This is a genomic window from Pseudolysinimonas sp. (genome assembly GCF_057350545.1).
This window is the reverse complement of record NZ_JBMRCP010000034.1, coordinates 15,372-41,302: the sequence shown is the minus strand read 5'-3', so window position 1 is coordinate 41,302 and position 25,931 is coordinate 15,372. Positions and strand designations below refer to the sequence as shown.

General features: G+C 70.7%; 25 protein-coding genes. 10 read left to right on the top strand and 15 right to left on the bottom strand.

Translation table 11 applies throughout. The annotated features are described in order from the left end of the window. From ACO1X9_RS04920 to ACO1X9_RS04910, 3 genes are all read right to left on the bottom strand, one after another. The gene (locus tag ACO1X9_RS04920; protein ID WP_486349716.1) at positions 1-1,284 is read right to left on the bottom strand and encodes a DUF4032 domain-containing protein; all 1,284 of its coding nucleotides are present in this window, start codon (positions 1,282-1,284) and stop codon (positions 1-3) included. Between the two features lie 126 nt (positions 1,285-1,410). Next, positions 1,411-2,286 carry an endonuclease domain-containing protein gene (locus ACO1X9_RS04915; protein ID WP_486349715.1) on the bottom strand — a complete coding sequence of 292 codons (876 nt, stop codon included), beginning with the start codon at positions 2,284-2,286 and terminating at the stop codon, positions 1,411-1,413. Positions 2,287-2,511: 225 nt separating this feature from the next. Beyond that, positions 2,512-3,543 carry a ketopantoate reductase family protein gene (locus tag ACO1X9_RS04910; RefSeq protein ID WP_486349714.1) on the bottom strand — a complete coding sequence of 344 codons (1,032 nt, stop codon included), beginning with the start codon at positions 3,541-3,543 and terminating at the stop codon, positions 2,512-2,514. A gap of 182 nt (positions 3,544-3,725) precedes the next feature. Here ACO1X9_RS04910 and ACO1X9_RS04905 point away from each other — a divergent pair, with 182 nt between their 5' ends. The 3 genes from ACO1X9_RS04905 to ACO1X9_RS04895 are packed head-to-tail and all read left to right on the top strand — an operon-like array spanning position 3,726 to position 6,555. Further along, the gene (locus ACO1X9_RS04905; protein WP_486349713.1) at positions 3,726-5,186 is read left to right on the top strand and encodes an amidohydrolase family protein; all 1,461 of its coding nucleotides are present in this window, start codon (positions 3,726-3,728) and stop codon (positions 5,184-5,186) included. Continuing rightward, positions 5,183-5,491, top strand: a complete 309-nt coding sequence (locus tag ACO1X9_RS04900; RefSeq protein WP_486349712.1) for a Dabb family protein — start codon at positions 5,183-5,185, stop codon at positions 5,489-5,491. The genes ACO1X9_RS04905 and ACO1X9_RS04900 overlap by 4 nt, the downstream gene beginning before the upstream one ends. Continuing rightward, positions 5,488-6,555: a zinc-dependent alcohol dehydrogenase gene (locus ACO1X9_RS04895; RefSeq protein ID WP_486349711.1), complete on the top strand. Its 1,068-nt coding sequence runs from the start codon at positions 5,488-5,490 to the stop codon at positions 6,553-6,555. The genes ACO1X9_RS04900 and ACO1X9_RS04895 overlap by 4 nt, the downstream gene beginning before the upstream one ends. On the opposite strand, the gene ACO1X9_RS04890 is transcribed toward ACO1X9_RS04895, so the two are convergent. After that, the gene (locus tag ACO1X9_RS04890; RefSeq protein ID WP_486349710.1) at positions 6,552-7,265 is read right to left on the bottom strand and encodes a helix-turn-helix domain-containing protein; all 714 of its coding nucleotides are present in this window, start codon (positions 7,263-7,265) and stop codon (positions 6,552-6,554) included. The two genes, ACO1X9_RS04895 and ACO1X9_RS04890, sit on opposite strands and share 4 nt — an antisense overlap. Before the next feature lie 189 nt (positions 7,266-7,454). Here ACO1X9_RS04890 and ACO1X9_RS04885 point away from each other — a divergent pair, with 189 nt between their 5' ends. Continuing rightward, positions 7,455-8,843, top strand: a complete 1,389-nt coding sequence (locus tag ACO1X9_RS04885) for a M24 family metallopeptidase (RefSeq protein WP_486349709.1) — start codon at positions 7,455-7,457, stop codon at positions 8,841-8,843. A 37-nt stretch (positions 8,844-8,880) separates the two neighbouring features. After that, positions 8,881-9,588, top strand: coding sequence for an SDR family NAD(P)-dependent oxidoreductase (locus ACO1X9_RS04880; RefSeq protein ID WP_486349708.1), 708 nt, complete (start codon positions 8,881-8,883; stop codon positions 9,586-9,588). 118 nt (positions 9,589-9,706) lie between these two features. Here ACO1X9_RS04880 and ACO1X9_RS04875 read toward each other — a convergent pair whose 3' ends face one another. The 4 genes from ACO1X9_RS04875 to ACO1X9_RS04860 are packed head-to-tail and all read right to left on the bottom strand — an operon-like array spanning position 9,707 to position 13,170. Beyond that, a complete protein-coding gene (locus ACO1X9_RS04875) occupies positions 9,707-10,576 on the bottom strand; it encodes an NAD(P)-dependent oxidoreductase (protein ID WP_486349707.1) in 870 nt (289 codons plus the stop codon). A gap of 1 nt (position 10,577) precedes the next feature. Then, on the bottom strand, positions 10,578-11,954 hold the full coding sequence (locus ACO1X9_RS04870; RefSeq protein WP_486349706.1) for an NADP-dependent succinic semialdehyde dehydrogenase: 1,377 nt from the start codon (positions 11,952-11,954) through the stop codon (positions 10,578-10,580). A gap of 14 nt (positions 11,955-11,968) precedes the next feature. Next, positions 11,969-12,646 (bottom strand): GntR family transcriptional regulator, encoded by a 678-nt coding sequence (locus tag ACO1X9_RS04865; RefSeq protein WP_486349705.1) that lies wholly within the window; start codon positions 12,644-12,646, stop codon positions 11,969-11,971. Next, complete coding sequence (locus tag ACO1X9_RS04860; RefSeq protein WP_486349704.1) at positions 12,643-13,170, bottom strand: VOC family protein; 528 nt, start codon at positions 13,168-13,170, stop codon at positions 12,643-12,645. The genes ACO1X9_RS04865 and ACO1X9_RS04860 overlap by 4 nt, the downstream gene beginning before the upstream one ends. 92 nt (positions 13,171-13,262) lie before the next feature. Here ACO1X9_RS04860 and ACO1X9_RS04855 point away from each other — a divergent pair, with 92 nt between their 5' ends. Both ACO1X9_RS04855 and ACO1X9_RS04850 read left to right on the top strand, forming a co-directional pair. Further along, the gene (locus ACO1X9_RS04855; RefSeq protein WP_486349703.1) at positions 13,263-15,467 is read left to right on the top strand and encodes an alpha-ketoacid dehydrogenase subunit alpha/beta; all 2,205 of its coding nucleotides are present in this window, start codon (positions 13,263-13,265) and stop codon (positions 15,465-15,467) included. After that, positions 15,467-16,765, top strand: coding sequence for a dihydrolipoamide acetyltransferase family protein (locus ACO1X9_RS04850; protein ID WP_486349702.1), 1,299 nt, complete (start codon positions 15,467-15,469; stop codon positions 16,763-16,765). The genes ACO1X9_RS04855 and ACO1X9_RS04850 overlap by 1 nt, the downstream gene beginning before the upstream one ends. A 116-nt stretch (positions 16,766-16,881) precedes the next feature. On the opposite strand, the gene ACO1X9_RS04845 is transcribed toward ACO1X9_RS04850, so the two are convergent. After that, positions 16,882-17,274 carry a nuclear transport factor 2 family protein gene (locus tag ACO1X9_RS04845; RefSeq protein ID WP_486349701.1) on the bottom strand — a complete coding sequence of 131 codons (393 nt, stop codon included), beginning with the start codon at positions 17,272-17,274 and terminating at the stop codon, positions 16,882-16,884. 207 nt (positions 17,275-17,481) lie between these two features. On the opposite strand from ACO1X9_RS04845, the gene ACO1X9_RS04840 reads away from it, so the two are divergent. The 3 genes from ACO1X9_RS04840 to ACO1X9_RS04830 are packed head-to-tail and all read left to right on the top strand — an operon-like array spanning position 17,482 to position 21,056. Further along, on the top strand, positions 17,482-18,513 hold the full coding sequence (locus ACO1X9_RS04840) for a sugar ABC transporter substrate-binding protein (RefSeq protein ID WP_486349700.1): 1,032 nt from the start codon (positions 17,482-17,484) through the stop codon (positions 18,511-18,513). Between the two features lie 3 nt (positions 18,514-18,516). After that, a complete protein-coding gene (locus tag ACO1X9_RS04835) occupies positions 18,517-20,043 on the top strand; it encodes a sugar ABC transporter ATP-binding protein (protein WP_486349699.1) in 1,527 nt (508 codons plus the stop codon). Continuing rightward, entirely contained in the window at positions 20,040-21,056 is a 1,017-nt protein-coding gene (locus tag ACO1X9_RS04830) for an ABC transporter permease (RefSeq protein ID WP_486349698.1), read from the top strand. Before ACO1X9_RS04835 ends, ACO1X9_RS04830 begins: the two co-directional genes overlap by 4 nt. Before the next feature lie 35 nt (positions 21,057-21,091). Here ACO1X9_RS04830 and ACO1X9_RS04825 read toward each other — a convergent pair whose 3' ends face one another. The 6 genes from ACO1X9_RS04825 to ACO1X9_RS04800 all read right to left on the bottom strand — a co-directional run bounded on the left by ACO1X9_RS04825 (position 21,092) and on the right by ACO1X9_RS04800 (position 25,878). After that, positions 21,092-21,796 carry a hypothetical protein gene (locus ACO1X9_RS04825; protein WP_486349697.1) on the bottom strand — a complete coding sequence of 235 codons (705 nt, stop codon included), beginning with the start codon at positions 21,794-21,796 and terminating at the stop codon, positions 21,092-21,094. After that, entirely contained in the window at positions 21,786-23,273 is a 1,488-nt protein-coding gene (locus ACO1X9_RS04820) for a hypothetical protein (protein ID WP_486349696.1), read from the bottom strand. The genes ACO1X9_RS04825 and ACO1X9_RS04820 overlap by 11 nt, the downstream gene beginning before the upstream one ends. A gap of 4 nt (positions 23,274-23,277) precedes the next feature. Then, positions 23,278-23,562 carry a hypothetical protein gene (locus ACO1X9_RS04815; protein ID WP_486349695.1) on the bottom strand — a complete coding sequence of 95 codons (285 nt, stop codon included), beginning with the start codon at positions 23,560-23,562 and terminating at the stop codon, positions 23,278-23,280. Then, positions 23,559-24,362, bottom strand: a complete 804-nt coding sequence (locus ACO1X9_RS04810) for an ABC transporter ATP-binding protein (RefSeq protein ID WP_486349694.1) — start codon at positions 24,360-24,362, stop codon at positions 23,559-23,561. The genes ACO1X9_RS04815 and ACO1X9_RS04810 overlap by 4 nt, the downstream gene beginning before the upstream one ends. A gap of 28 nt (positions 24,363-24,390) precedes the next feature. Continuing rightward, positions 24,391-24,588 carry a hypothetical protein gene (locus ACO1X9_RS04805; RefSeq protein WP_486349693.1) on the bottom strand — a complete coding sequence of 66 codons (198 nt, stop codon included), beginning with the start codon at positions 24,586-24,588 and terminating at the stop codon, positions 24,391-24,393. A gap of 183 nt (positions 24,589-24,771) precedes the next feature. Continuing rightward, on the bottom strand, positions 24,772-25,878 hold the full coding sequence (locus ACO1X9_RS04800; protein WP_486349692.1) for an ABC transporter ATP-binding protein: 1,107 nt from the start codon (positions 25,876-25,878) through the stop codon (positions 24,772-24,774). Positions 25,879-25,931: the final 53 nt, after the last annotated feature.

Genomic DNA, 25,931 nt, shown 5'->3' with positions numbered 1-25,931 from the left:
TCAGACCTTGTCGCGCCAGTCCTCGACGACCCCGATGGGCTGCGTGACCGCGTTGAACGACCCCGTCGGCGGACCCGTGACCATCAACTCGTCGCGACGGTGGCGCAGCACCTGGTCGATGTAGGAGGTGAGCGCCTCGGCGAGCGGCACGTTGCGCTTCTCGTCTTGCGACCGATACCAGCGGTGCTCGAGCAGCTGGTGGAACATCTCCGCGGGCTCGAGTCGTCCGCGGAGATCACGCGGGATGGCGCGCACGACGGGCTCGAAGACGCGCGCGAGCCACTCGTGCGCCACCTCCTCCTCGTCGAGGTCGGCACGTCCGCCCTGCGAGCGGTAGGCGTCGAGGTCGTTGAGCAGGCGACGCGCCTGGTTCTCGCCGGCATCCAGCCCCGTGAGCCGCAGCAGACGCCGCGAATGGTGGCCGGCATCCACGACCTTCGGCTGGATGCGCACCTTGGTGCCGTCCTCGTCGCGGCTGATCGCGAGCTCCTCGATGTCGAAGCCGAGGTCGTTGAGCCGTTCGACACGGCGGGCGATGCGCCAGCGCTCGCTCTCGGGGAACGACTCGGACGCCGTGAGCTCCGTCCACAGCTCGCGGTACGACGCGGCGATGCGGTCGGCGAGAGCGACGGGTTCGACGTCGTCGTCGAGCTTGCCGCCCGACTGCAGGTCGAGCAGCTCGCCCGCGATGTTGATACGCCCGATCTCGAGATCGTGCTCGCGCTGACCGTCGGAGAGGCGCCGATCGTGCAGCGTGCCGGTCTCGGCATCCACGAGGTACGCGGCGAAGGCGCCGGCGTCTCGGCGGAAGAGGGTGTTCGACAGCGACACGTCGCCCCAGAAGAAGCCGGCGACGTGCAGCCGCGCGAGCAGCACCGCGAGGGCGTCGACGAGGCGCGTCGCCGTGTCGGGGCGCAGCGACTGGGAGAAGACCGCGCGGTAGGGGAGGGAGAAGCGCAGGTGCCGGGTCACCAACACGGGGGCGAGGGCTTCACCGTCGGCCGCGGTGCGGTTCGTGATGACGGCGACGGGTTCGACGCACGGCAGATCGAGGCGGTTGAGGGTGCGCAGCAGGTCGTACTCCCGCGTCGCCATCTCCTCGGTGGTCTCCTTCACCGCGAGCACGTGCTCGCCGAGCCTCACGAAGCGCACGAGGTGCCGCGAGATGCCCTTCGGCAGCGCCGCGATCGTCTCGTCGGGCCACAGCTCGAGCGGCAGGCTCCACGGCAGGTCGAGCAGCGCCGGATCGGGGACGGCGGAGGTGATCGACAGCGCGGAGGTCACGCGTCGAGCCTAGGACGGTGGGGGTGCTTTGCGTTTTCAGGAGTTCGTGAGGCTGGAGCCCAGTGAAGTCCTCTCGTCGACCGCAGGAATGGGCGCAGGCCTCACGAAGTCCTGAGAGGCGAGAGGTCAGCTCAGTGCTCCCGGGCGGTGAGACAGAGCAGCAAGGATGTCCGCGACACACCCCGGCCAGTCAGAGCGGATGCGGCGAGTGCGCAGCCGGATGACGGGACGTCCTCTGGCAGCCAGCCCGGCATCCCGGATGGCGTCGGCCTCGCGCGCTGCGGGGGTGTCGTGGAACTCCGACCCGTCGATCTCGAGGAACAGGAAGCCCTCGACCTCGGCGTCGACCCGCCCGACCCCCATGACGACGACCTGCTGGCGGACTCGCAAGCCGATCGCACGAAGCCGCCGCACGACGATCGACTCGTAGCCGGAGCCGCTGCCCGGTGCGGCCGAGGCTGCGCGAAGACGCGACGCCGCAGGCTCGGCGGCAAATGCGCTCACGAGCGAGGCGCGGGTGACGTGCCCCGCGTCGAGCGCGGTGTCGAGGGTCGCCATCGCGGTCTCCTGGTCGCACCACGACGCGACCTGACGCAGCGCATCCAGCAGACCGACCCGCCAGCACTCGCGATTCGGTCCGGCATCCTGCCAATGCACGGCGACGTGCCGGTCACCGGTGTCGGGCGTCGCGATGTCAGTTGTCGAAATGAGCCGTAGCCTCGACGCGTTCGTGGCGACGACGACATGGCAGCGGTCGTCGAAGCCTGCCCAGAGGCCATAGGTGCGAGCCGCGCTGAGCCCGCCCAACCGGCCGCCGACACGGGTCGCGACCACGGCATCCGCGAGTGCCCGTGGACTCGCATAGTACGCACGACGCACGCGACGGAGTTCGCCCCGCCGGACCGCCGCCGTGATGTCCGTGCCGCTCAGCCCGGTCGCGAGGATTTGGTCGCGGCGCGCGATGCCGCCGAAGGCGTCGACGACCGCCGCTGCTGAGTACATCGCGGCAGACTGCAACTTTCGCTGCGGCCTCGGACTCGTGCACTCGGGCGCCGGGGGATCGTCCTGCTGGGTCCGGCCTGGGGAGGAGTCGATTCGCTGGCGCCGAACGCTCCGTTCTCAGGAACTCACGGGGCGGATGTCGGTCAGAGTGAACCGTCGGTTGACTTCAGTCGACATCAGCAACACCAAGTCCTGAAAACGGAAAGCCGGTTGGAACCCCTCGGGTCACCCCTCCGCGAGGCTCTCGAGCAGGGCGAGGTTGTCGGAGCCGGGGGTGAGTTCTCCCGACTCGATGCGGCGGGCGACCTCGAGGATGGCGGCGTTCACCGGCGTCGGGTCGCCGGTCTCGGCGCCCGAGCGCACCACGACGCCGTTGATGTCCCCGGCTTCGCTGCGGCGGCCCTTCGTCCAGTCCTGGAGCACGGTGGTCGTGGCGCCGGGACGCACGAATCCTGCGTAGAGGGCATCGAGCATCGTCGAGACGACCGATTCGGGCTGCGCGACATCGTCGGCGCGCAGCCCGAAGATCGGGAGGATCGGGTGCCCGAGCGCGCGACCGACGTCGAGCGCCTCCTGACCGGCCCGGGTCATGAGCTCCCGCATCCCGGGCACGACGAGCGCGTCTGCCATCGGCATCCCGAGCGCCGCTGTCGGCACGAGCACGCTCGCGTTGCTGACGAGCTTCATCCACTTGGCGGCGAGGATGTCGTCGACGACCGCGACGGTGCCGGCGTGACGCAGGATGCCGGCGAGCTCCTCCTCGCGACCGTGCGTCGCAGGGGTCAGGCTGCCGACCGCGAACCACGAGCGCTCGCGCGGCGTGTGCCGATGGATGACGCCCGGCTCGTACATCGTCGACGAGACCTCGATCACGGCTCCGAGCGTGCGCGCGTCGCCCGCGATGGAGCCGACATCGGACGCCGTCATCCCGTTCTGCACGCCCGCGATGAGCCCGTCGGGCGCGAGTCGGGGGAGCACGAGCTCGGTCGCCCAGCGCGTGTCGTAGGCCTTCACGAGCAGCAGCACGATGTCGAACGTGTCGCGCAGTTCGGCGACCTCGCACACGTGGTGCACGCGTACCGGGGTGATCTCGGGCTCGGCGTCCTCGGTCTCGACCCGCACGCCGTGCTCGCGCATCGCCTCGACGTGCACGGGCCACTGTTCGATGAGCGTGACGTCTTCTCCGGCGCGCGTGAGGTCGGCGCCGACCCCCGCTCCGTTCGCTCCGGCTCCGACGACGGCGATTCTCGTGGTCACGGGCGGGAGCCTAGCCGATCGTTCATGTCTGGTGAACGGGAGGAAGTAGGACGCCACAAACTCAGAGCCCGAGGGCCGACGGGCCCCGGAAAGCTTGTTCGCAACGCACACTACGTATAGCCTCACTGAACACGGGAGCGGCCCGATCGCATCCTGATCCACTCAACGTCGACTGGAGAGACATGTCCAACCCCCAGCCCCGCGCCGACGAGTTCCCCGCCGGTCGGCCCGTCGTCTTCCGCAACGCCACCGTCATCACGGTCGACACCGCGGGCACGCTCGAGAACGCCGACGTGCTCGTCACCGGCGACACCATCACCGCGGTGGGACCGAAGCTCGAGGTCCCCGCCGACGCGCTCGAGATCGACGCGACCGGCGGCATCATCACGCCCGGCTTCATCGACACCCACCGGCACATGTGGCAGACCAACCTGCGCGGCTACGGCGGCGACTGGGCGCTCAGCCAGTACTTCGTCTTCTACTACCTCCAGCACGGGTTCGCGTTCCGCCCCGAGGACATCTACGCGGGCAACCTGCTGAGCGCGCTCGAGTCGGTCGACACCGGCGTCACGACGACCCTCGACTGGTCGCATGGCCTGCGCAGTCTCGAGCACGGCGAGGCCGCGCTCCAGGCGCTGAAGGACATCCCGGGCCGCTTCGTGTTCGCGTACGGCAACCACATGGGCAGCCCGAACGACTGGGCCGCCGACCCCGCGTTCAAGAAGTTCCTCTCCGACAACATCGGCACGCACGACCTCATCGACTTCGAGATCGCATTCGACGTCACGGGCGCCCCCGAGTTCCCCGAAGAGGGCGGCTTCCTCACGGCCCGCGAGTTCGACCTGCGGGTCACCACGCACGCCGGTGTGTGGGGCGCCACGACCGACACCTCGATCGACCAGATGTGGGATGCCGGCTACATGACCGACAAGGTCACCTACGTGCACGCGACGAGCCTCGGCGAGAGCAGCTACCAGAAGATCGCCGCGTCGGGCGGCACGGTCTCCGTCGCCACCGAGAGCGAGCAGAGCGCCGGCCAGGGGTACCCGTCGACGTGGACCATCCGCCGCCACGGCATCCCCGCCTCGCTGTCGATGGACACGAGCGTGTGGTGGAGTGCCGACTTCTTCTCGGCGATGCGCGCGACGCTCTCCGCCGACCGGTCGCGCGACCACCTCGAGGCCCACGCGAAGAACGAGACGATCGTCGCCAACCGCCTCACCGCGGGCGACGTGCTCTACATGGCGACCATGGGCGGGGCGAAGTCGATCGGACGCGAGCACGACCTCGGGTCGATCACGCCCGGCAAGAAGGCCGACCTGCTGCTCATCAAGAACGACGAGTCGCCCGCGATGACGCCGATCGTCTACCCGGAGGCGCACGTCGTCTACCAGGCGGGCACCGCCGACATCCACACCGTCATGGTCAACGGCAAGGTCGTGAAGTACGACGGCAAGCGCATCGGGCTGCCGCTCAAGCCGATCGCCGACAAGGTCGCGGCCTCGGTCGAGCACGTGCGGTCGCAGCTCGGACCCGAGGCGTGGACCGCGGGCATGCACCCCGAGATCGAGCGCGACGAGCCGATCCAGAACCCGTACACGTACACCGACGGCGGCGCCGCCCAGGTGCAGGCCGAGTCGTGATCCTGCATCTCGTCGCGTTCACCTGGAAGGAGGGGGTGAGCGCCGACCAGGTCGCCGCGCTCACCTCCGCCCTCGAGGCGATGGCCGACGGGATCCCGGAGCTCGTGTCGTACCGGTGCGGAGAGAACCTGCGGCTGCGGCCGGGGGCGGACTACGCGGTCGCCGCGATCGTGCGCGACGAGGCGGGCCTCACCGCCTACCTCGACTCCCCGGCGCACGCCGCGGTGTACGAGAACCACATGGGGCGCATGCTCGAGTCGCGGATGGCGGCGCAGCTCCCCGTACCGGAGGACGCACGTCTGTGACCGAGAAGTACTCCGCCTCGATCTATCGGGGCCCGAACGACATCGTCTTCGAGCAGCGGGAGGTGCCCGAGCCCGGACCGGGTGAGGTACTCGTGAGGGTCGGGGTCTGCGGCATCTGCGGCAGCGACGCCACCGAGTACGCGCGCGGCCCCGTGCTCGCGCGTCCGCCGATGGTGCTCGGCCACGAGTTCGCCGGCACGGTCGAGCGCACCGGTCCCGGCGTCGCCGGTTTCCCGCCCGGTGCCTCGGTCGTCGCCGGCGCCGGCATCGCGTGCGGTGAGTGCAAGATGTGCCGCACGGGTCGCACGAACCTCTGCCGGGAGTACTCGACCCTCGGACTGCAGCACGACGGCGGCCTGCAGGGCTACGTCGTCGCTCCCGCGTCGACGCTCCTCGACGTGAGCGACTCGGGGCTTCCGATGGACACCCTCGGGCTCGCCCAGCCGATGTCGATCGCCGTGCATACGGTGCGACGCAGCGGGCTGCGCGCGGGGCAGGATGCGGTCATCGTCGGCGTCGGCGGGATCGGCACGTTCATCACCGTCGCGGCCGCGGCCGTCGGCGCGCGCGTGCTCGTCGTCGACCGTGACGAGGAGCGACTCGATCTCGCGATGACCCTCGGCGCGCACGCGAAGCTCGTCGCCGGCACGTCCACGCTGACCGAGAAGCTCGACGAGCTCGGGATGGAGGCCGACGTCTTCTTCGAGGTGAGCGGCAGCCGGCCCGGCATCGACTCGGTGTTCGAGGCCGCCCGACCCGGCGCGACGATCGTGCCCGTCGGCATCCAGAAGGCCCCGATCGATGTGCTGTTCTCGGACTGGACGATGCGGGAGCTCACGATCGTCGGCACGGTCGCGCACGTCTACGCGGAGGATCTGCCGGAAGCGGTGCGACTGCTCGGCACCCGGCCGGACTGGAGCGACGTCGCGGGCGAGGTCATCCCGCTCGAGGCGCTCGTGACGGACGGCATCCAGCCACTCGTCGACGGCACGGCGCGGCAGATCAAGACGCTCATCGACCCGTGGGCGACCGTGGCACGGCCGGCCGCGCACGACCGGGGCTAGTTCAGCCGATCCATCGCCTGCAGCACGTCGACGGCCGAGGTGAGTTCGGCGCCGGACTGCGGGCGTGCGTCGGCGACCGTGCCCGCGGGCGCCGGCATCGCCTGGTTGTGCTGACGGCGTCCGACGACGAACCACAGCCCGCGGGCCGGCGTCGTGCCGCGGTTGGAGTAGAGGTGCGGCCGCACCGAGTCGAACTGCAGCGAGTCGCCCGGGCCGAGCACGTGCGTGTCGAAGTCGAGCTGCAGCGTGAGCTCGCCCTCGAGGAGGTAGGCGTACTCGATGCCGGAGTGCCGCATGAGCTTGTTCTCGATCGAGCTCGTGGCGCCGGGTTCGTAGGTGACGAGCAGGGCGTCGGCCGGCCCACCCTCGCCGACGGCGAGACGCTCCCAGCGCACGCCGTTCTCCATCTCGAGCACGGGGTTCTCGCCCGCACGCTGCACGGCGGGCAGGATGGGTCCGCTGTGGCCGAAGATGAGCGGCGGTTCGCCCGGCTCGACGGGCTGGCGCGGTCCGGTGCCGAGCAGCTCGTCCATCGAGACGCCGAGGTGGTTCACGATCGCGTAGAGCGTGGAGACCGACGGCTGGGTCTTGCCCGTCTCGACCTGGGAGATGAGAGACGCCGAGACGCCGAGTTCCTGGGCGACGCTGCGCAGACTCAGGCCGCGCTCGAGACGTGCCTCGCGGAGCCGTCCGCCGATGTCCGCTGTCACGGCTCCGGATCCTCTCTGCGGAGGGTGTCGAACCGTTCAGCCCGGGCGCAATCCCCGGTTGCCTGCCCCGCGTAAGGCGATGATAGTACGCGGCTCTGTTGACGTGCTGTTCAACTATGCTAAACAGATATACCGCCCTGCTTAACGCACGGCGGGAGTGTACGCACCACGCGCCAACCGGAGGATCCGATGAAGGACACCGCTACCACGGGCATGAACGCCGTCGATTGGGAGGCGCGGATCGATTTCGATCGGCTGCGCACCCAGCGGTTGGCCCGGTTGAAGTCGCAGCTCGAGCGCAGCGAGCTCGGTGCGGTGCTCGCGTTCGACTTCTCCAACATCCGGTACATGACGGCGACCCACATCGGCACGTGGGCGATGGACAAGCTCATCCGTTTCGCGCTGCTGACGCGCAACTCCGATCCGATCTCGTGGGACTTCGGCTCTGCGGCGAAGCATCATCAGCTGTACAACCCCTGGCTCGACGTGACGACGGCCGAGATGGATGCCGACCCCAACGCGCCGCACGAGGGCGCGACCCGTCCGCGGCTCGAGGGCGGTGCCCGTGCCGGCATCTCGACGCTCCGCGGCGCGTTCCATCCCGACGCGGGCATCGCCGACGAGGTCGCCGCGAAGATCAAGCGGGAGCTCGAGAAGTTCGGCATCGCCGATCAGCCTCTCGGCGTCGACGTCATCGAGCTGCCAATCCTCTTCGCGCTGCAGAAGGCCGGCATCCACGTCGTCGACGGGCAGCAGCTCTTCATGGAGGCCCGCCGCATCAAGACCGGCGACGAGATCCGGCTGCTCACGCAGGCCGCGTCGATGGTGGATGCCGCCTACGACGAGCTCTACCGCTTCCTCAAGCCGGGGGTGCGCGAGAACGAGGCCGTCGGGCTCGTCGCGAAGACGCTCTACGACCTCGGCTCCGAGTACGTCGAGGGCGTCAACGCCATCTCGGGGGAGCGCTGCTCGCCGCATCCGCACGTGTTCTCCGACCGGCTGATCCGTCCGGGAGACCCCGCGTTCTTCGACATCCTGCACTCGTTCAACGGCTACCGCACGTGCTACTACCGCACCTTCGCGGTCGGCTCGGCCTCGGTCGCGCAGCGGGACGCGTACAAGCGCGCGCGGGAGTACATGGACTGGGCGATCGCCCTCGTGAAGCCCGGCGCGACGACGGCCGACATCGTGAGCGTCTGGCCGACCGCGCAGGAGTTCGGCTTCGCCGACGAAGAGGCCGCGTTCGCCCTCCAGTACGGGCACGGCGTCGGGCTCTCCATCTGGGAGAAGCCGATCTTCAGCCGCCTCGTCTCGCTCGACCACCCCGAGGTGCTCGAAGAGGGCATGGTGTTCGCCCTCGAGACCTACTGGCCCTCCGCCGACGGCTGGGGTGCTGCGCGCATCGAGGAGGAGGTCGTGGTGACCGCCACGGGATGCGAGGTCATCACGAAGTTCCCCGCCGAGGAGCTGCTCATCGCCGGCACGCGCTACTACTCGTTCGACGGGCCCATGGTCGCCGCGCGCGACGCCCAATCGCACCTCAACACCCCCGAAGGGCGCGGCGAGAAGAAGCCGTAGCACCTGTCTCCCACCCGACTCGCAGCGAAGGAGCCGCATGTCATCCCGCACCATCCTCATCGTCGGAGGCACCTCGGGCATCGGGCTCGAGCTCGCGAAAGACGTCATCGCCCGCGGCGACAAGGTCGTCATCACGGGCCGCGACGACGAGAACTGCCGCACGATCGCCGAAGGTCTCGGCCCCGACGCCTCGCACGTCGCGCTCGACATCTCGGAGCCCGAGTCGATCGCCGGGCAGCTCGCCGGGCTCGGTCGCATCCACGGTCTCGTGCTCGCCGCGATCGAACGCGACGCGAACACGATCCGCGACTACGACATCGCGAAGGCCCGCCGTCTCGTGACCCTCAAGCTGGTCGGCTACGCCGAGACGGTGCACACCCTGCTCGACCGCCTCGAGCCGTCGCGCGAGACCGGCATCGTGCTGTTCGGCGGCCGGGCGAAGGACGCCCCGTACCCGGGGTCGACGACGGTCTCGACGATCAACGGCGGCGTCGAGGGGCTCACCCGCACGCTCGCCCTGGAACTCACGCCCATCCGCGTCAACGCGATCCACCCCGGCATCATCGGCGACAGCCCGTTCTGGGCGAACAAGCCCGAGGGCGTGCTCGACCAGTACACGAGCCGCACCCCCGGCGGGGAGCTCGCGACGATGGGCGACATCGTGGATGCCACCCAGTTCCTGCTGCGCAACCAGGGCATCTCGGGGGAGAGCATCTACATCGACCGCGGGTGGCGCCTGACGTAGCAACGCCGGGGGGCTTTCCGTTTTCAGGGCAGTGTGGGGCTCAAGTCAACAGAAGTCGTGTCGCCGTCCCCACGAGCAGACTCCTGCAACACGAAGTCCTGAAAACGGAAAGCAGCGCTCAGAAGCGCTGCTGCCGGGTGATCTCGGCGACGCCCGACCAGTCGACGTCCTTGAGGTCGTCGGCGGCGAGCGCGGCATCGAACATCCGACGCAGCACCGGCGCGGTCGGCAGCTCGATGCCCGCCTCGGCCGCGATCGTCTCGGCGAGGCCGAGATCCTTCGAGCCGAGCGCCATCGTGAAACCGGGCGGCGTGTAGCGGCGTTCCGCGATCATCGCGCCGTAGCCCGTGTAGACCGGACCCGGGAAGAGCGTCGACGACAGCAACTCGGTGAACTGGGCGGCCTCCACTCCGTTCGCCTCGACGAGCGCGACCGACTCGGCGATCGCCTGGAACGCGTGGATGATGTCGTAGTTGACGGCCGCCTTGACGACGTTCGCGATCCGCGGCTCGGCGCCGACGGTCCACACCCGCTTGCCGAGGATGTCGAAGTACGGGGCCGCGCGTTCGAGGTCGGCTGCGGCGCCCGCGGCGATGATGTTGAGCTCGCCCGCCGCGGCGACCGTGAAGCGGCCGAGCACGGGGGCGGCGAGGTAGGCGACGCCCGCCCCCGCTGCCCGCTCCGAGAGACGGGATGCCGCGGCCGGGCTGAGCGAGGCCATCGCGATGTGCAGGCGGCCGGCATCTCCCGCGAGGTTCCCCGCGGAGAGCACGCTGTCGGCGGCCTCGTCGTTGGCGAGCATCGAGAACGAGATCGGGGCGGCGAGTGCCTCGGCAGGTGATGAGGCAGCCACGGCGCCCGCCGCGACGAGTTCGTCGACCGGCTCGGCGGAGCGGTTCCAGACGGCGACCTCGTGCCCGGCGTCGACGAGGCGGCGCGCCATCTCTCGGCCCATCGTGCCGAGGCCGAGGAATCCGAGGCGCGCCACGTCAGGCCTCCCAGACGGTCTTGAGGTTGCAGAACTCGCGGATGCCGGCCGCGGCGAGCTCGCGGCCGAAGCCCGAGTTCTTGATGCCGCCGAACGGCAGCTCGGGGTAGGAGATCGTCATGCCGTTGACGAAGACCGCGCCGGCCTCCAGCTCGCGCGTGAAGCGGTCGCGCTCTCCCGGTTCTTGAGTCCAGACGCTCGACGACAGCCCGAAGTCGGTGACGTTGGCGAGGGCGATCGCCTCGTCGGCATCCTTCACCCGGTATACCGTCGCGACCGGGCCGAAGGTCTCCTCGAGGTGGAGGCGCATCGCAGGCGTGACGCCCGTGACGACGGTCGGCGGGTAGAACCAACCCGGCCCGTCCGGGATCGTGCCACCGGTGAGGATGTCCGCACCCTTCGCGCGCGCGTCGTCGACGAGCTCGGCGAGCTCGTCACGGCCGGAGGCGGTGGCGATCGGTCCGATCTGCGTCTCGTCCGACAGAGGGTCGCCCATGCGCAGCCCCGCCATCGCGGCCGTGAAACGCTCCACGAAGTCGTCGTACACGGCGTCGTGGATGAGGAAGCGCTTCGCCGAGATGCAGGACTGCCCGTTGTTGACCGTGCGCGCATCCACCGCCGTCGCGACCGCCTTCTCGAGGTCGGCACTCGGCATCACGATGAAGGGGTCGGACCCACCGAGCTCGAGCACCGACTTCTTCACCTGGGCCGCGGCCGTGGCGGCGACCGATCGGCCGGCGGGCTCCGAACCGGTGAGTGTCACGGCGCGAACCCGACGGTCTTCGATCACCGCCTTCACCTCGGCCGATCCGATGAGGAGCGTCGTGAACGCGCCCTCGGGGAACCCGCCGCGCGCGAACAGCTCGTCGAGGTAGAGCGCCGACTGCGGCACGTTCGAGGCGTGCTTGAGCACGCCCGTGTTGCCCGCCATGAGCGCGGGGGCGGCGAAGCGCACGACCTGCCAGAGCGGGTAGTTCCACGGCATCACGGCGAGCACGACGCCGAGGGGCTGGTAGCGCGCGACGGCCCGCGACGCTCCGACGGCCAAGGGGTCGTCGAGCGGCTCGTCGGCGAGGAAGCCCTCCGCGTGCTCGGCGTAGAACCGCATGCCCTTCGCGCACTTCTTCACCTCGGCCCGGGCGGCACCGATCGGCTTGCCCATCTCCCGCGTGAGGATCTCGGCGAGCGGTTCCAGGTCGGCGTCGAGCAGGTCGGCGGCCGCGCGCATCCACTCTCCGCGTTGCGCGAACGTCGTGCCCTTGAGTGTCTCGAACGCGGCCGCGGCGAGGCCGAGGCGGCGCTCCACCTCGGCGGGGGTGTGCGCCTCGAAGGTCTTCTCGGTCTCGCCGGTGGCGGGGTTGACGGTTGCGATGGCCATGCGTTCCTCGTGCTCTACTCGAAAATCTCGGGATGCCGCGCGAGCTCGAGGCGCGTGCGACGGATGTGGGCTGCCTGGATGCGTTCCGCCTCCTCGATGTCGCGGCGACGGATGGCCGCGACGAGGAGGTGGTGGTCGTGGTGCACGTCGCGTTCCCCCACGGAGCGGAAGACCCGGGTGAACGCGCGGCGGTAGTGCTGGGTGCGGTTCCACAGCCCGAGCACGAGGTCGCCGAGCACCGCCGTGTCGGCGGCGGCGTAGCTGCCGAGGTGGAAGTCGCGGTCGAGCGCCAGGAACTGTTCGACGTCGTCGGCCGTCTCCATCGCGTCGGCGAGTTCGCCGAGGTGCTCGATCGCACCCTCGTGGAGCAAGGGGATGCTGTACGAGAGGAGCAGCGGCTCGATGCGCTCGCGGAGGCGGTAGAGCTCCTCGCAGTCGGCGAGGGAGAGCGTGGCGACCCACGCCCCCGTGTTCGCCACGAGGGTGAGCAGGCCTTCGGCCTCGAGCATCCTGAGTGCCTCGCGCACGGGCAGCCGGCTCGCACCGTGCCGGTCGGCGAGGTCGTCTTGGCGGATGCGCGTGCCGGGTGCGTACTCGCCGGCGAGGATGGCGTCGCGCAGTTCCGCGGCGATGCGAGCGCCCGACGCCCCGTGGGACGCCGTGGGCGGCGCGGCATCCGTCACAGCGCTCATTCTGCCGGATGCGCGGGATGCCAGAGCTTCACGGGGCTGTCGGCCTCGTAGGCCTTGCCGCCGGGATAGCTCACGAGCTCGAACTGCAGACCCCAGGGGGCGCGGAAGTAGATCCAGCGCTGGCCTGCCGACGCTCCCGCGCTCGCGATGGGCACGCCCATGACCTCGACGCCGTGGGAACGCAGGTGCGCGACCGCGGCATCGAGATCGTCGACGTAGAGCCCGATGTGGTGGCCGCCGATGTCGCTGTTGCGCGGCGGACCGGCCTGGCCGTCGGCGGCGTCGTAGTGGAAGACCTCGAGGTTGGTGCCCGACCCGAGCCGGTAGAACCGGATCTCACGGATGACGGTGCGCGGATGCACGCCGAGTTGCTCGGTCATCCAGTCGTCGTCGGCCTGTTTGGGGCCGAGGGTGTAGACGTGGTGGGCGCCGAGCACGTCGACGAGGAAGCGCTCCGCCTCGTCGAGGTCGGGCACCGTGATGCCGAAGTGATCGGCGCCGCGCATTCCGGGCATCCCTGCCATGTTGGATACAATAGCAGGGTCTGTACGGAGGTCAACCCTGTGTTCCGGGCGTATCGCTTGCACATTGGATTCAATCCGAATACTCTGCCGCCATGCCCAAGCGACGGAGCCTGCAGACCGGGACGCCCTGGATCGAACTGACGACGACCGCGGCCGACTGGAAAGCCGCCGATCCGGCGCTCCTCGCGACGATGCTCGGCCAGCTGCACCTCATCCGGGCGTTCGAGGAGACCGTTCTCGAGCTCGCCGCCGAGAGCCTCGTGCACGGACCCGCGCACTCGAGCATCGGCCAGGAGGGCGGCGCGGTCGGCTCGATCGTCGGACTGCGGTCGACGGATGCCGTCAACGGCTCCCACCGAGGGCACCACCAGTTCCTCGCGAAGGCGATCACGCACGTCTCGGGCGGCACCCTCGACCTCGACGACCTCGTCACCCCCGACATCCGCACCGTGCTGCGTCGTACTCTCGCGGAGATCCTCGGGCTCGCCGACGGCTACTGCCGCGGACGCGGCGGCTCGATGCACCTCCAGTGGTTCGAGGCCGGCGCGCTCGGCACCAACGCGATCGTCGGCGGCGGTGCCGCGATGGCCGCGGGCAACGCGTGGGCGCAGAAGCACTCCGGCACCACCGACCTCACGATCAACTACTTCGGCGACGGCGCGAGCCAGATCGGCTCCGTGCTCGAGTCGATGAATCTCGCCGCGACCTGGAAGCTGCCCGTCGCGTTCTTCATCGAGAACAACCTGTACGGGGTGTCCACCCACGTGTCGGAGATCACCGCCGACACTCGACTCTCCGTGCGCGGGCAGGGCTTCGGCATCCCGGGGTGGCGCGTCGACGGCATGGACCCGCTCGCCGTGCACCTCGCGATGGAGGAGGCGGCCGAGCGGATGCGCGCGGGCGAGGGTCCCGCGGTCGTCGAGGCCGAGGTCTACCGCTTCTTCCACCAGAACGGCCCGTACCCCGGGAGCGCCTTCGGGTATCGCACCAAGGACGAGGAGCAGACCTGGCGAGCGCGCGACCCCCTCGAGCGCGTCGCGACCGAGATGACGAAGCTCGGGTTGCTCGACGCCGACCGCGCCGCTGCCGTGCGCGCCACCGCGCAGGAGGTCATGGCCGAGGTGTCCGGTGAGCTCGTCGAGGCCGACCCGGAGAACCCGGGGAAGCGCCGCATCCGCCCCGCCCTGTGGCCGGATCCCGGATTCGTCGACGTCGGCATCCGCGGCGACGGCAGCGAGCTCGCCGACCTGCGGGTGGCCGAGCCGACCGCGCACACCGGCGGCTGGACCGACATCAGATTCGTGGATGCCGTCGCCGGCGTCATGGACCGCCGGATGGAGCAGGACCCTCGCATCGTCGTGATGGGCGAAGACGTGCATCGGCTCTCCGGCGGCACCAACGGTGCCACGAAGGGACTCTTCGCCAAGTACGGCGAGGGCACGCCCGGGGACGGGCGCGTGCTCGGCACCCCGATCAGCGAGAACGCCTTCACGGGCCTCGGCGGCGGGCTCGCGCTCGACGGCCGCTTCCGGCCCGTGGTCGAGTTCATGTACCCGGACTTCATGTGGGTCGCCGCCGACCAGGTGTTCAACCAGATCGGCAAGGCGCGCCACATGTTCGGCGGCGACAACCCGGTGCCGCTCGTGCTGCGCACCAAGGTCGCGATGGGGTCGGGTTACGGGTCGCAGCACCTCATGGACCCGGCCGGCATCTTCGCGACGGCCCCGGGCTGGCGCATCGTCGCGCCCTCGTCGGCCGCTGATTACGTGGGGCTCATGAACGCCGCACTCGCGCTGCAGGACCCCGTGCTCGTGATCGAGCACGTCGACCTCTACGGCACCGCCGATCTCGTGCCCGAGGGCGACCTCGACTACGTCATCCCGCCCGGCACCGCCGCGATCCGCCGCGCGGGGTCGGACGTGACAGTGATCTCGTACCTCTCGATGGTGAAGCACTCGCTCGAGGCGATCGAGCAGTCGGGCGTCGACGGCGAGCTCATCGACCTGCGCTGGCTCGACCGCGCGTCGATCGACTGGACCACGATCGAGGAGAGCGTGAAGAAGACGAACGCCGTGCTCATCGTCGAGCAGGGCGCGCAGGGCACCTCCTACGGCGGCTGGCTCGCCGACGAGATCCAGCGTCGGCTGTTCGACTGGCTCGATCAGCCCGTGCAGCGGGTCACCGGCAGCGAGGCGAGCCCGAGCATCTCCAAGGTGCTCGAGCGCGCCGCGATCGCCCGCACCGAAGAGGTCGTCGCCGGCCTCGAACGCGTGCGCGCAGGAATGGGTGGTCGCTGATGGCCAACGTCGTGCGCATGCCGGCCGCGCTCGCCGGCGTCACCGAGGCCGCCATCCAGACCTGGATCGCGCAGCCCGGGCAGCAGGTCGCCGTCGGCGATGTGCTCGCCGAGATCGAGACCGAGAAGGCCGTCGTCGAGTACGCCGCCGAGGTCGCCGGCACCGTCGGGCGGCTGCTCGTGCCCGCGGGCGACACGGTGGATGTCGGGGTGCCGATCGCGGTGATCCTCGCGGACGGGGAGGGTGACGACGCGATCGCCTCGGCGCTCGCCGCCGCCGGCGCGACGGAGGTGGCCGCGACGGAGGCCGCCGCGACCCCCGAACCCGCCGCGGTGTCGGCGGCACCCGAACCCGAGACGGCGCCCGCGACACCCGCGCCCGCGGCATCCCAGAACCCTTCGGCGGAGGCGTCGGTGGCGTCGTCTCCGCCGGAGGCATCGGCCTCCGGTCGCCTCGTCGCGAGCCCGATCGTCCGTCGGCTCGCACGCGAACGCGGCATCGACCTCGCCGGCCTCGCGGGCACCGGCCCGGGTGGGCGGATCGTGCGCCGTGACCTCGACGGCGCGACGTCTGCGCCGACCCCGGCCGCGGCATCCGTCACCCCGACAGCCGGGGGAGCCCTCGGCACGCCCGAGAAGCTCACGGGGATGCGCAAGGCGATCGCGCGGCGCCTCACCGAGAGCAAGACGACCGTCCCGCACTTCTACGTCACGGCACACTGCAGAGTCGATCGGCTGCTGCAGCTGCGTGCCCAGGTCAACGAGGCCGCGCCCCGCAAGGTGAGTGTCAACGACTTCGTGCTCAAGGCCGTCGCGGGCGCCCTCGTCGACGTGCCCGCCGCCAACGCGATCTGGGGCGGCGACCACATCCTGCGCTTCACCGGCGTCGACGTGGCGGTCGCGGTCGCGGTCGACGGGGGACTGCTCACGCCGGTGCTGCGCGGCGTCGACCGGCTCACGCTCGTCGAGGTGAGCGATACCGTCGCCGAAATGGCCTCGCGCGCGCGGGAGGGCCGACTGCAGCAGCACGAGCTCGAGGGCGGGAGCTTCTCGGTGTCGAACCTCGGGATGTACGGGGTCGACGAGTTCTCCGCGATCCTCAACCCGCCGCAGTCGGGCATCCTCGCGGTGTCGGCGGCGAAGCAGCAGCCGGTCGTCGACGACGGACAGCTCGCGGTGGGCACCGTCATGTCGGTGACGCTGTCGGCCGACCACCGCGTCATCGACGGGGCCGTCGCGGCGGAGTGGATGGCGGCGTTCGTGCGACGGATCGAGAACCCCGTCTCGGCGCTGCTCTAGCCCCCCCGCGGGTTGAGTGCCGCGCGCAGCGCGGTGTATCGAAACCCCCACCTGCGAGTCACCCGTGGGGGTTTCGATACACCCGGCTGCGCCGGGCACTCAACCCGCTGGTCGGGTCACTTCCCCCAGGTGGCGGGAGGCGTGTGGTGTCCTGCACCGAAGTGCCAGTACTCGCGCAGCGTGCGGCACAGTCCGGCGTCATCGAACTCGAGCCAGAACTCGCCCGCGAGGGTCACCTCGGCTCCGCCGTTGCGCAGCGTCACCCACCACTCGACGGCGGCGCGCGAGCCCGCGACGATCGCCTCCCCGGTGCGGAACTCGATGTCCTCCTGGGTCGCGGTGACCCGAGTCCAGTAGTCCCGCACGCCGACGCGACCGACGAAGGGCTCGGCGTAGGGCTCCTCGAGGTAGGTCGAATCCTCGGCGAAGAGCGCGGCCGCGGCGTCGGGGTCGCGGGTCTCCCAGGCGACCCGGTAGGCGTCCAGCCAGGCGTCGACGTTCAGCGTCATGCTTGCTCCCTTACGGTTCAGTCGCACTACACATTGCCGGGCCGCGATCCCCACCGCAACCCCGCAGTTCGACGGCAACGCACACCGTTGATCGATTTTCCGCCAACTGTTTCACTCAAAACGCACAGCCATGTACAGTGACGCTGAAAGGCAGTCGACGGGTCGCAGGAGATCCGCCGGTTCCCGCCCGATTTCAAAGGAGAAGTCATGAGGCAGTCACGCTCCACCACCCTGCGCCGCATGGCGACGATCGGCACGGTCGCCGTCGCGACCGTCGCGCTCGCCGCCTGCACCGCCCCGGCCGACGGGGGAGGTGGCGGCGAGGAGGAGCGACTCCAGATCGCCTACATCTCGTTCGCCGTCGCCAACACCTATGACGAGCCGATGCTCGCCGAAGCACAGCGCGTCGCGGACGAGAACAACGCCGAGCTCACCGTCTTCGACGGCAACCTCGACCCCAACCTCCAGGTCACCCTCATTCAGGACGTCATCGCGTCGGGTCAGTACGACGGCATGATCGTGCAGCCCGTCTACGGCCCCGCGATCTACGACGTCGTCGGCGAGGCGATCGAGGCCGGCATCACGGTCGTCAACATCGACCAGATCCTCGGCGACGACTTCACGAGCGGCGCGACCCAGCTCGAAGGGCTCTCGGCGAACGTCGTGTTCGTCGGCTCGATCCTCGGAGAGAAGTTCGGCGAGCAGGCCGTCGCGGCGTGCGCGTCGAAGGATCTCGATCCGTGCAACGTCGCGTACCTCCACGACCTCAAGACCTCTGCGGTGAGCATCGCGCTGTGGGATGCCTTCCAGGAGGTGACCGCGGGAACCCCCGTGACCGTCGTCGCCGAGGGTGAGACGTTCTGGAACCCGGCCGCGGCGCAGACCGCCGTCGCCGACATCCTCACCGGCAACTCGGACATCGACGCGATCGTCACGTCCGACCAGGGACTCCAGGGCGCCGCGCTCGCGATCGAAGCAGCGGGCATGTCGATGAGCGACTTCCTGCTCGTCGGCTACGGCGGGTCGGTCTGGGGTCAGGAGCACGTCGCCGACGGGTCCGTCTTCTCGGACGTGCTGATGGCGCCCGCCACGACGGGTCGCCTGGGCATGGAGGCGATGATCGACGCGTTGCGCAACGGCAACAACCGCGGCGACATCGACCCCTTCGAGGGCTTCCCGAACGACGGTGTCATCACGCAGGACACGGCCGACCAGTTCACCGGCGAGTGGGCCGGATAAGCAGTGCCGACTGATTCGGTCGCCGGCACCCCGCAGCTCCTCATCGAGCTGCGGGGTGTCGGCAAGTCCTTCGGCGGCCTGCCGGTCCTGACCGACATCGACCTGCGGCTCGAGCCCGGCTCGGTGCACGCCCTCGTCGGTGAGAACGGGGCGGGCAAGTCGACGCTCAGCAAGATCATCTCGGGGCTCTACACGGCCGACACGGGCGCCCTGCTCGTCGACGGCGAGGAGCACCGGTTCAGCAGCCCCCGAGAGGCGCTCGACCGCGGGATCGCGGCGATCGCCCAGGAGCTCGCCCTCGTGCCCGGACTCTCGGTGGCCGAGAACGTCTTCCTCGGACGCGAGCCGCGCACGCTCGGCTGGGTGAGCCGCCGCAAATTGCGCAAGGCCTACGTCGCGCTCGCCGAGCGCACGGGCTTCACCCTCGACCCGGATGCGCTCGTCGGCTCGCTGCGCACCGCCGACCAGCAGAAGGTCGAGATCCTCCGGGCCCTCGCGCGCGGCGCGTCGCTCATCATCATGGACGAGCCGACCGCTGCCCTCTCCGCGCACGACACGGAGCTGCTGCACGGGGTCGTGCGGCAGCTCGCGGCCTCCGGTCACACCGTGCTGCTCATCTCGCACTTCCTCGCCGAGGTGCTCGAGCTCTGCGACACCGTGACCATCCTGCGCGACGGCCACCTCATCCGCACCGCGGCGGCCGCCGACGAGACCGAGGCGACGCTCATCGAGGGAATGCTCGGCCGCACGCTCGGGTCGGGGTTCCCGCCCAAGCCCCCGGCCCCGGCGGGCGAGGGCACGGTGCTCTCCGTGACCGACCTCGTCGCCCCGGGGGTGAACGGGGTATCCCTGTCGATCCGCCCCGGCGAGATCGTCGGACTCGCGGGCCTCGTGGGCGCGGGACGCAGCGAGATCGCGCACGCGATCTACGGCGCCTCGCCTCGCCACGGCGGCAGCGTCGAGGTCGACGGCGTCGAGTGCGGCGCGTCGATCCCGACGGCCCTGCGCAGCGGGATCTTCCTCATCGCCGAATCGCGCAAGGAGCAGGGTCTCGTGCTCGGGCGACCCATCCGTCAGAACGTGACGCTGTCGAATCTCGACCAGGTGGCCACGGCCGGCTGGCTGCGCCCCGCGCACGAGCGACGTCAGGCCCGCGGCATCCTCGAGCGCGTCACCGTCGCCGGTGACGACCGTCGCAACGTCGCCGCCCTCTCGGGCGGCAATCAGCAGAAGGTGCTCTTCGCCCGGGCTCTCCAGCGCGCCCGCAAGGTGCTCATCGCCGACGAGCCCACGCGCGGCGTCGACGTCGGGTCGCGGCGCGCCATCTACGACCTCATCGTCGAGCAGGCGGCGCAGGGCATCGGCGTGCTCGTCATCTCGTCCGACGTCGAGGAGGTGCTCGGCCTCGCGCACCGCATCCTCGTGATCCGCGGCGGACGCGTCGTGGGGGAGTTCGCCGGCGACCAGATGACGGAAGAGAACATCATCACCGCGGCCTTCGCGGACCCGATCACGAGCGAGGACTCATGAGCGACACCATCGGCATCAAGACCATCGACGTCGCGGCGACGCCGAACCTCTGGCAGCGGGTGCCGTGGCGCTCGATCGCCATCGTCTTCCCGTTCCTCGCCGTGTTCGTCGCCCTGTCGATCGGCAGCCCCGCGTTCCTCGGTGCGCAGAACATCGGCAACGTGCTCGATCGGCAGTCCGGCATCCTGATCGTCGCCGCCGCGAGCACCCTCGTGCTCATCGCGGGCGGCATCGACCTGTCGATCGGCGCCACCTACATGTTCACCGCCGTGATCTGCGGAACCGTCATCGTCAAGGTCGGCGGCGCCGCCGGGGCCGGGCTCGGGATCACGGCGGGCGTGCTCGCGGGCCTCCTCATCGGCATCGCGAACGGTCTGATCAGCACCTACCTCAAGGTCAATCCGCTCATCGCGACCCTGGCGATGAGCTTCATCATCCTGGGCGCCACGAAGCTCGTGTCGCAGTTCGGCAAGCAGGGCATCGGCCAGATCCGCGTCGACTTCCCCGAGTTCCGCTGGCTCGCCACGACCAAGCCGCTCGGCATCTCGCTGCCCACCTGGATCGCCCTCGTCATCATCGTCATCCTCGCCGTGGTGCTCTGGCGTACGACCTTCGGGCGCTACATCTACGCGGCGGGCGGAAACGCGGAGGCAGCGCGGCTCGCGGGCATCCGCGTCAACGTCGTGCGCGTCTCGACGTTCGCGCTGTCGGGTGCCGCCGCCGGCGTCGCGGGCGTCATCGACCTCGCACGCACGCCGTCGGCTCCTGAGAACGACGCCATCGCGACGACACTCACCTTCACGGTGCTCGCGGGCATCGTCGTGGGCGGCACCTCGATCCTCGGCGGCGAGGGCGCGGTCTGGCGCACCGTGCTCGGCATCCTGTTCATCGCCATGCTCTACAACGGCTTCACGCTGCTGCGGATCGACCCGCTCTTCCAGGGCATCGCGCTCGGCGTGATGATCCTCCTGGCGGTCGGCTTCGCCGCCTGGTCGCGCCTGCGACGACGCTGACCGGCCGCGCCGACCGGCCGCGCTGACCGGCGGCGCTAGCCCCGCGCGCCGGTCGCCCGACGGCGCCTCGCTGCCGAGATGCTGCGCAGCGAGGCGCCGTCTCCGAACGGCAGTGCGAGCGCCGCCAGGTGGCCGAGCGCGATGAGCGCGCCGAGCAGCACCGGGTAGGGCGCGACGCCGACGAGCGGCAGCGACGTGACCGCCACGAGCGCGGGTGCCGCACCTCCTGCGACGACGACGGCGCCGTCCGCGCGGCTGCCGTCGGCTCGTCGCACGACGTGGCAGCTCGCGCCTCGCACGACGACGAGCGCGGGGCCCGCACGACCGAACACCATGCGGTAGACGACGACGTGTCCGAGTTCGTGCACGAGCACGCTCACGAGTACGAGGAGGGCGAGCGCGGCCGCCGCGGCGAGGCCCGAGGATGCCGACGCGAGCCCGGCGAGAAGAGCGGCGACCGCGGCGAGCAGCAGTGGCGCCATGCCGGACGCCTGGTGGCGGAGCGTGGCGAGCGTCGCCGCCCCGATGCCGTGGGGAAGCGGGATCGCCGCGGAGGTGAACCAGGGCGGCAGATCGAGGCGACGCTCGCCGAGCGTGAGTGCGGCGCGCTGCGAGACGAGCCCGAGCTCGAGCGCCTCGAGTGAGCCGACGGGCGCAGAGCACCCGAGGCCCGGATGCTCGACCGTGGCGCAGCGGAGGCGGACGCCCTCTGTGACGCGGCGCCGCAGGCTAAGCCGCATGTGGTCGACCTCCCGTCCGCAGCCGCGCGCTCGCGAACAGGGCGCCCGTGAGCACCGCGGCGACCGCCAGGAGCGGCAGCTCCGCCGCCGCGCCGAGCGCCGACGTCGCGGCGGAGAGCCCGAGAGCGAGGAGCACGGACGCGAGCGCGAAGAGCAGGCCGCCCGCGCTCGCCGAGAGGGGCTGCTGCTCGCTCCACGGCACGAGGGATCCGCAGGCGAGGGCGAGCGTGAGGACGAGCAGCCCGCGAACGGCGAGACCGCCCACGGCGGCGGGCTCGACGAGTCCGAGGAGGAGGAGCGCCGCGACGGTCGGCGCCGCCAGCGCGAGCGCGACGAGGGCGACGGCGGTGAACTGCGGGAGGAGGCGGGCGGCGGGCCGCGCCGTGAGCAGGTCGGGCACCCAGTCGAACGGCAGGGTGCGGCCCGGGACGTGCAGCGCGAGGATCGCGGGCAGTAACACGACGGCTCCCGCGAGCGACGGCACCACCGACGCGGCGTGCGGGAGCCGGGCCACGAGGGCGACGCCCGCGACGGCGACCGGGATGACGAGCGCGACGAGCGCGGGCTGCGGGGTGCGGAGGAGCACGAGGAGCTCGAGCCAGAGCAGCCCCCACCCCGTCGTCGCGCGGAGCGGGCGTGTGCCTCGGGGGACGACGAACCGGCGCGGAGGCGGGGCGGGACGATGCACGCGGGCGGCCAGCACGGTGATGCCGACGGCGACGGCGACCCAGGCGAGCGGCGTCAGCCACCCGAGCACACTCGGCGCCCCCGTCGCGGCGGTGGCGAACGCGCGGTGGGGGAGGAAGCCCGCGAGCCCGGGGTCGGTGTCGGGTGAGGGTGGAGGGAGGAGCACGTCGGGCACGGTCGCAGCCAGGGTGGCGGCCAGGGCCGCGGAGCCCGCGAGCGCGGTCGCGTGGGCGTGGGGCAGTCGGGCGACGCGGGTCGCGGCCGTCTCGACGAGCGAGAACAGACCCACGGCGACGAGCAGCACCGTCGTGACGAGCGCGAACTCGGCCGCGAGCCCGAGCGCGACCTCGATCGGCTGCCGGGAGGTGCGCACGACGACGACGGCGGCGGTGCTGGAGATCGCGAGCGTGTAGCCGAGCGCGAGGAGGAGCGTCGGCAGCAGTTGTCCGATTCGCGCCGCGACCGGCCCGACGGGCAGCAGTGTGAGCAGGTTCTGGAGCGCGGTGCGTGTCGGGGCGGCGACGCACAGCGCGACGCCGAGAGCGCCCGCGGTCAGCGCGGCACCGCCGAACGACGTGCCGACGAGGGCTGACCGCAACTCGGCCGGAAGTTCGTCGGGCAGGTTCGCCGCGGCGACCGCGGCGAGCAGCCCTCCGAGGGCGAGGGCGCCCGCTCCCGTCACGACGAGCGCCGCGACGACCCGCCGGACGGGAACGGCGAGAAGCCGTGCGATCTCGCGGAGCCAGAGCAGCAGGGCGACGGCGGCGATCGTGGGGGTGGACCGCGGCATCCCTCTACCTCCGCGAGGCGCGTCGCCGCCCCGCGACGGTGGCGACGGTGTAGATCGCCGCGAACACGAGGATGATGACGCCCGCCCCACCGGGGTCGGGGACGAACTCGAGCGCGGTCGTGCCGTTCGGCTCTCGGAGGGTCCACACCTCGACGACGAACGGGATGGTGACTCGGCTCGACGTCGCGAACGCCAACACGAAGGCGGACGCGACTGCGAGGACGACGAGGCACACGCCGATTGCGAGCCCGGCGAGAGTCTGGAGGAGGATGCGGAGGGGAAGGGTCACGGGGAGCTCTCCGGGTGGGGATGCGGACGGGCGGGCAGGTGGGCGAACACCGCGTCGATACGCTGGAGGCGGTGCTCGGCCTCCTCGGCGCGGCCGGTGACGGCGAGGAAGACGTCGTCGAGGGTGCGGGCAGCGGGGTGATCGGCGAGGAGCCGGTTCGGCGGACCGGAGGCGACGACCGAGCCCTGGTCGAGGATCGTGACGATGTCGCAGTCGCGGTGTGCACGGAGCAGGTCGTGCGTCGCGACGAGCACGGCGCGACCCGCGCGGGCGAAGGCCACGAGCAGGGCTCGGAGGGCGACCGCCGACTCGGGGTCGAGTCCGCGGAACGGCTCGTCGAGCACGAGCAGCAGTGGATCGTGCATCACCGCGGCGACTAGCTGCAGCTTGCGGCGCATGCCGTGGGAGTAGTCACCGACCGGCCGGTCGAGCGCGTCGGCGAGGCGCACGAGGTCGGCGAGCTCGGCGGCGCGCGCCCGGTCGTCGCGCCCGCGCAGGGCGTCGTGCACCGCGAGGTACTCCCGCCCGGTGAGCGCGCCGGGCAGGGGGAGGTCGTCGGGCGCGAAGCCGAACAGCCTTCGTGAGCTCGGGGCCGCGACATCGACGCCGCCGACGAGCACGGTGCCACCGTCGGGCTCGAGCAGCCCGGTGACGAGGTGGAGGCAGGTCGTCTTGCCCGACCCGTTCGGACCCAGCAGCCCGTGGATCGTGCCCGGCTCGATCGCGATCGAGACGTCGTCGAGCAGCGTCGTGCGCCGGTAGCGCTTCGTGAGCGCGTGCGCGTCGAGGATGTCGTGCATCGTCGTCCTGCCTCCCCTCGTCTCGCGCCTACTTGGCGCAGTAGACCTTCCACGTGCCGCCGGAGCTCCAGGCGGGCATGTCGAGAGCCGGCCAGCCGCCCTGCGTCTGGCAGTAGATGAACCACGCCGTGAGCAGGCCCATCGCGATGACGGCCGCGATGGGAATGAGGATGAGCCACACCGGTCGGTCGGCGCGGATCGTCGGGTGGGTGAGGAATGTCGACATCCAGTGCTCCTTCTCTGTGACCCCGCGGAGACGGGGAATGCTACGGATGAGTAGCATCACCGGCACGCTACCGGGATCGTCGCACGGACGGCAACGGCTCTCCACAGAGGCACCATCGACGGTGCAGAAACGCCGAAGGCCCCCGCCTCGGAGGAGACGGGGGCCTTCGGGAGAACCGGTGTGTTACGCCTTCGTGGTCGCGGCGACCGGCTTCGACAGGCGCTCGCCCGACTCGACGTCGAACGCGTGGATGTGCGCGGGCGTCGGGTTGACGACGATCTTGTCGCCGGGGTTCGGGTGGTTGCGGCCGTCGACGCGCACGACGATCTCGGTGCGGGTGCCGTCGAGGTCGGTGTGGCCGTAGAGGTAGCCGTCGGCGCCGAGCTCCTCGACGACGTCGACCTCGACCGGGAGACCCGTGCCGGTGGTCGAGACCGTGAGGTCTTCGGGGCGGACGCCGATCGTGACCTTCTTGGCCTTCGTGCCCGACGTGACCTCGCGCTCGATCTTCGCCGTGCCGGTGCCGAACTTCAGGCCGCCGTCGACGATGTCGGCGTCGAACAGGTTCATCGCGGGGCTGCCGATGAAGCCGGCGACGAACACGTTCTGCGGGCTCTCGTAGAGGTCGCGCGGGGTGCCGACCTGCTGCAGCACGCCATCCTTGAGCACGGCGATGCGGTCACCCATCGTGAGCGCCTCGGTCTGGTCGTGCGTGACGTAGACCGTCGTGACGCCGAGCCGACGCTGCAGGGAGGCGATCTGCGTGCGGGTCTGCACGCGGAGCTTGGCGTCGAGGTTCGAGAGCGGCTCGTCCATGAGGAACACCTGCGGCTGACGCACGATCGCGCGGCCCATCGCGACGCGCTGGCGCTGACCGCCGGAGAGCGCCTTCGGCTTGCGGCCGAGGTAGGGCTCGAGGTCGAGGAGCTTCGCCGCCTCGAGCACGCGCTGGGCGCGCTCCTCCTTGTTGATGCCGGCGATCTTGAGCGCGAAGCCCATGTTCTCGGCGACCGTCATGTGCGGGTACAGCGCGTAGTTCTGGAACACCATCGCGATGTCGCGGTCCTTCGGCGGCACGTCGGTGATGTCGCGGTCACCGATGAGGATGCGGCCGGAGTTGACCTCTTCGAGGCCGGCGAGCATGCGGAGGGTGGTGGACTTTCCGCAACCGGACGGTCCGACGAGGACGAGGAACTCGCCGTCGGCGACCTCCAGGTCGATCTGGTCGACCGCGGGGCGGGTGGAGCCGGGGTAGATCCGGCTGGCCTTGTCGAACGTGACGGTAGCCATGATTCAGTTACTTCCCTTCATCGGCAGGTACGTGCCGAACGATCCGTGGTGAA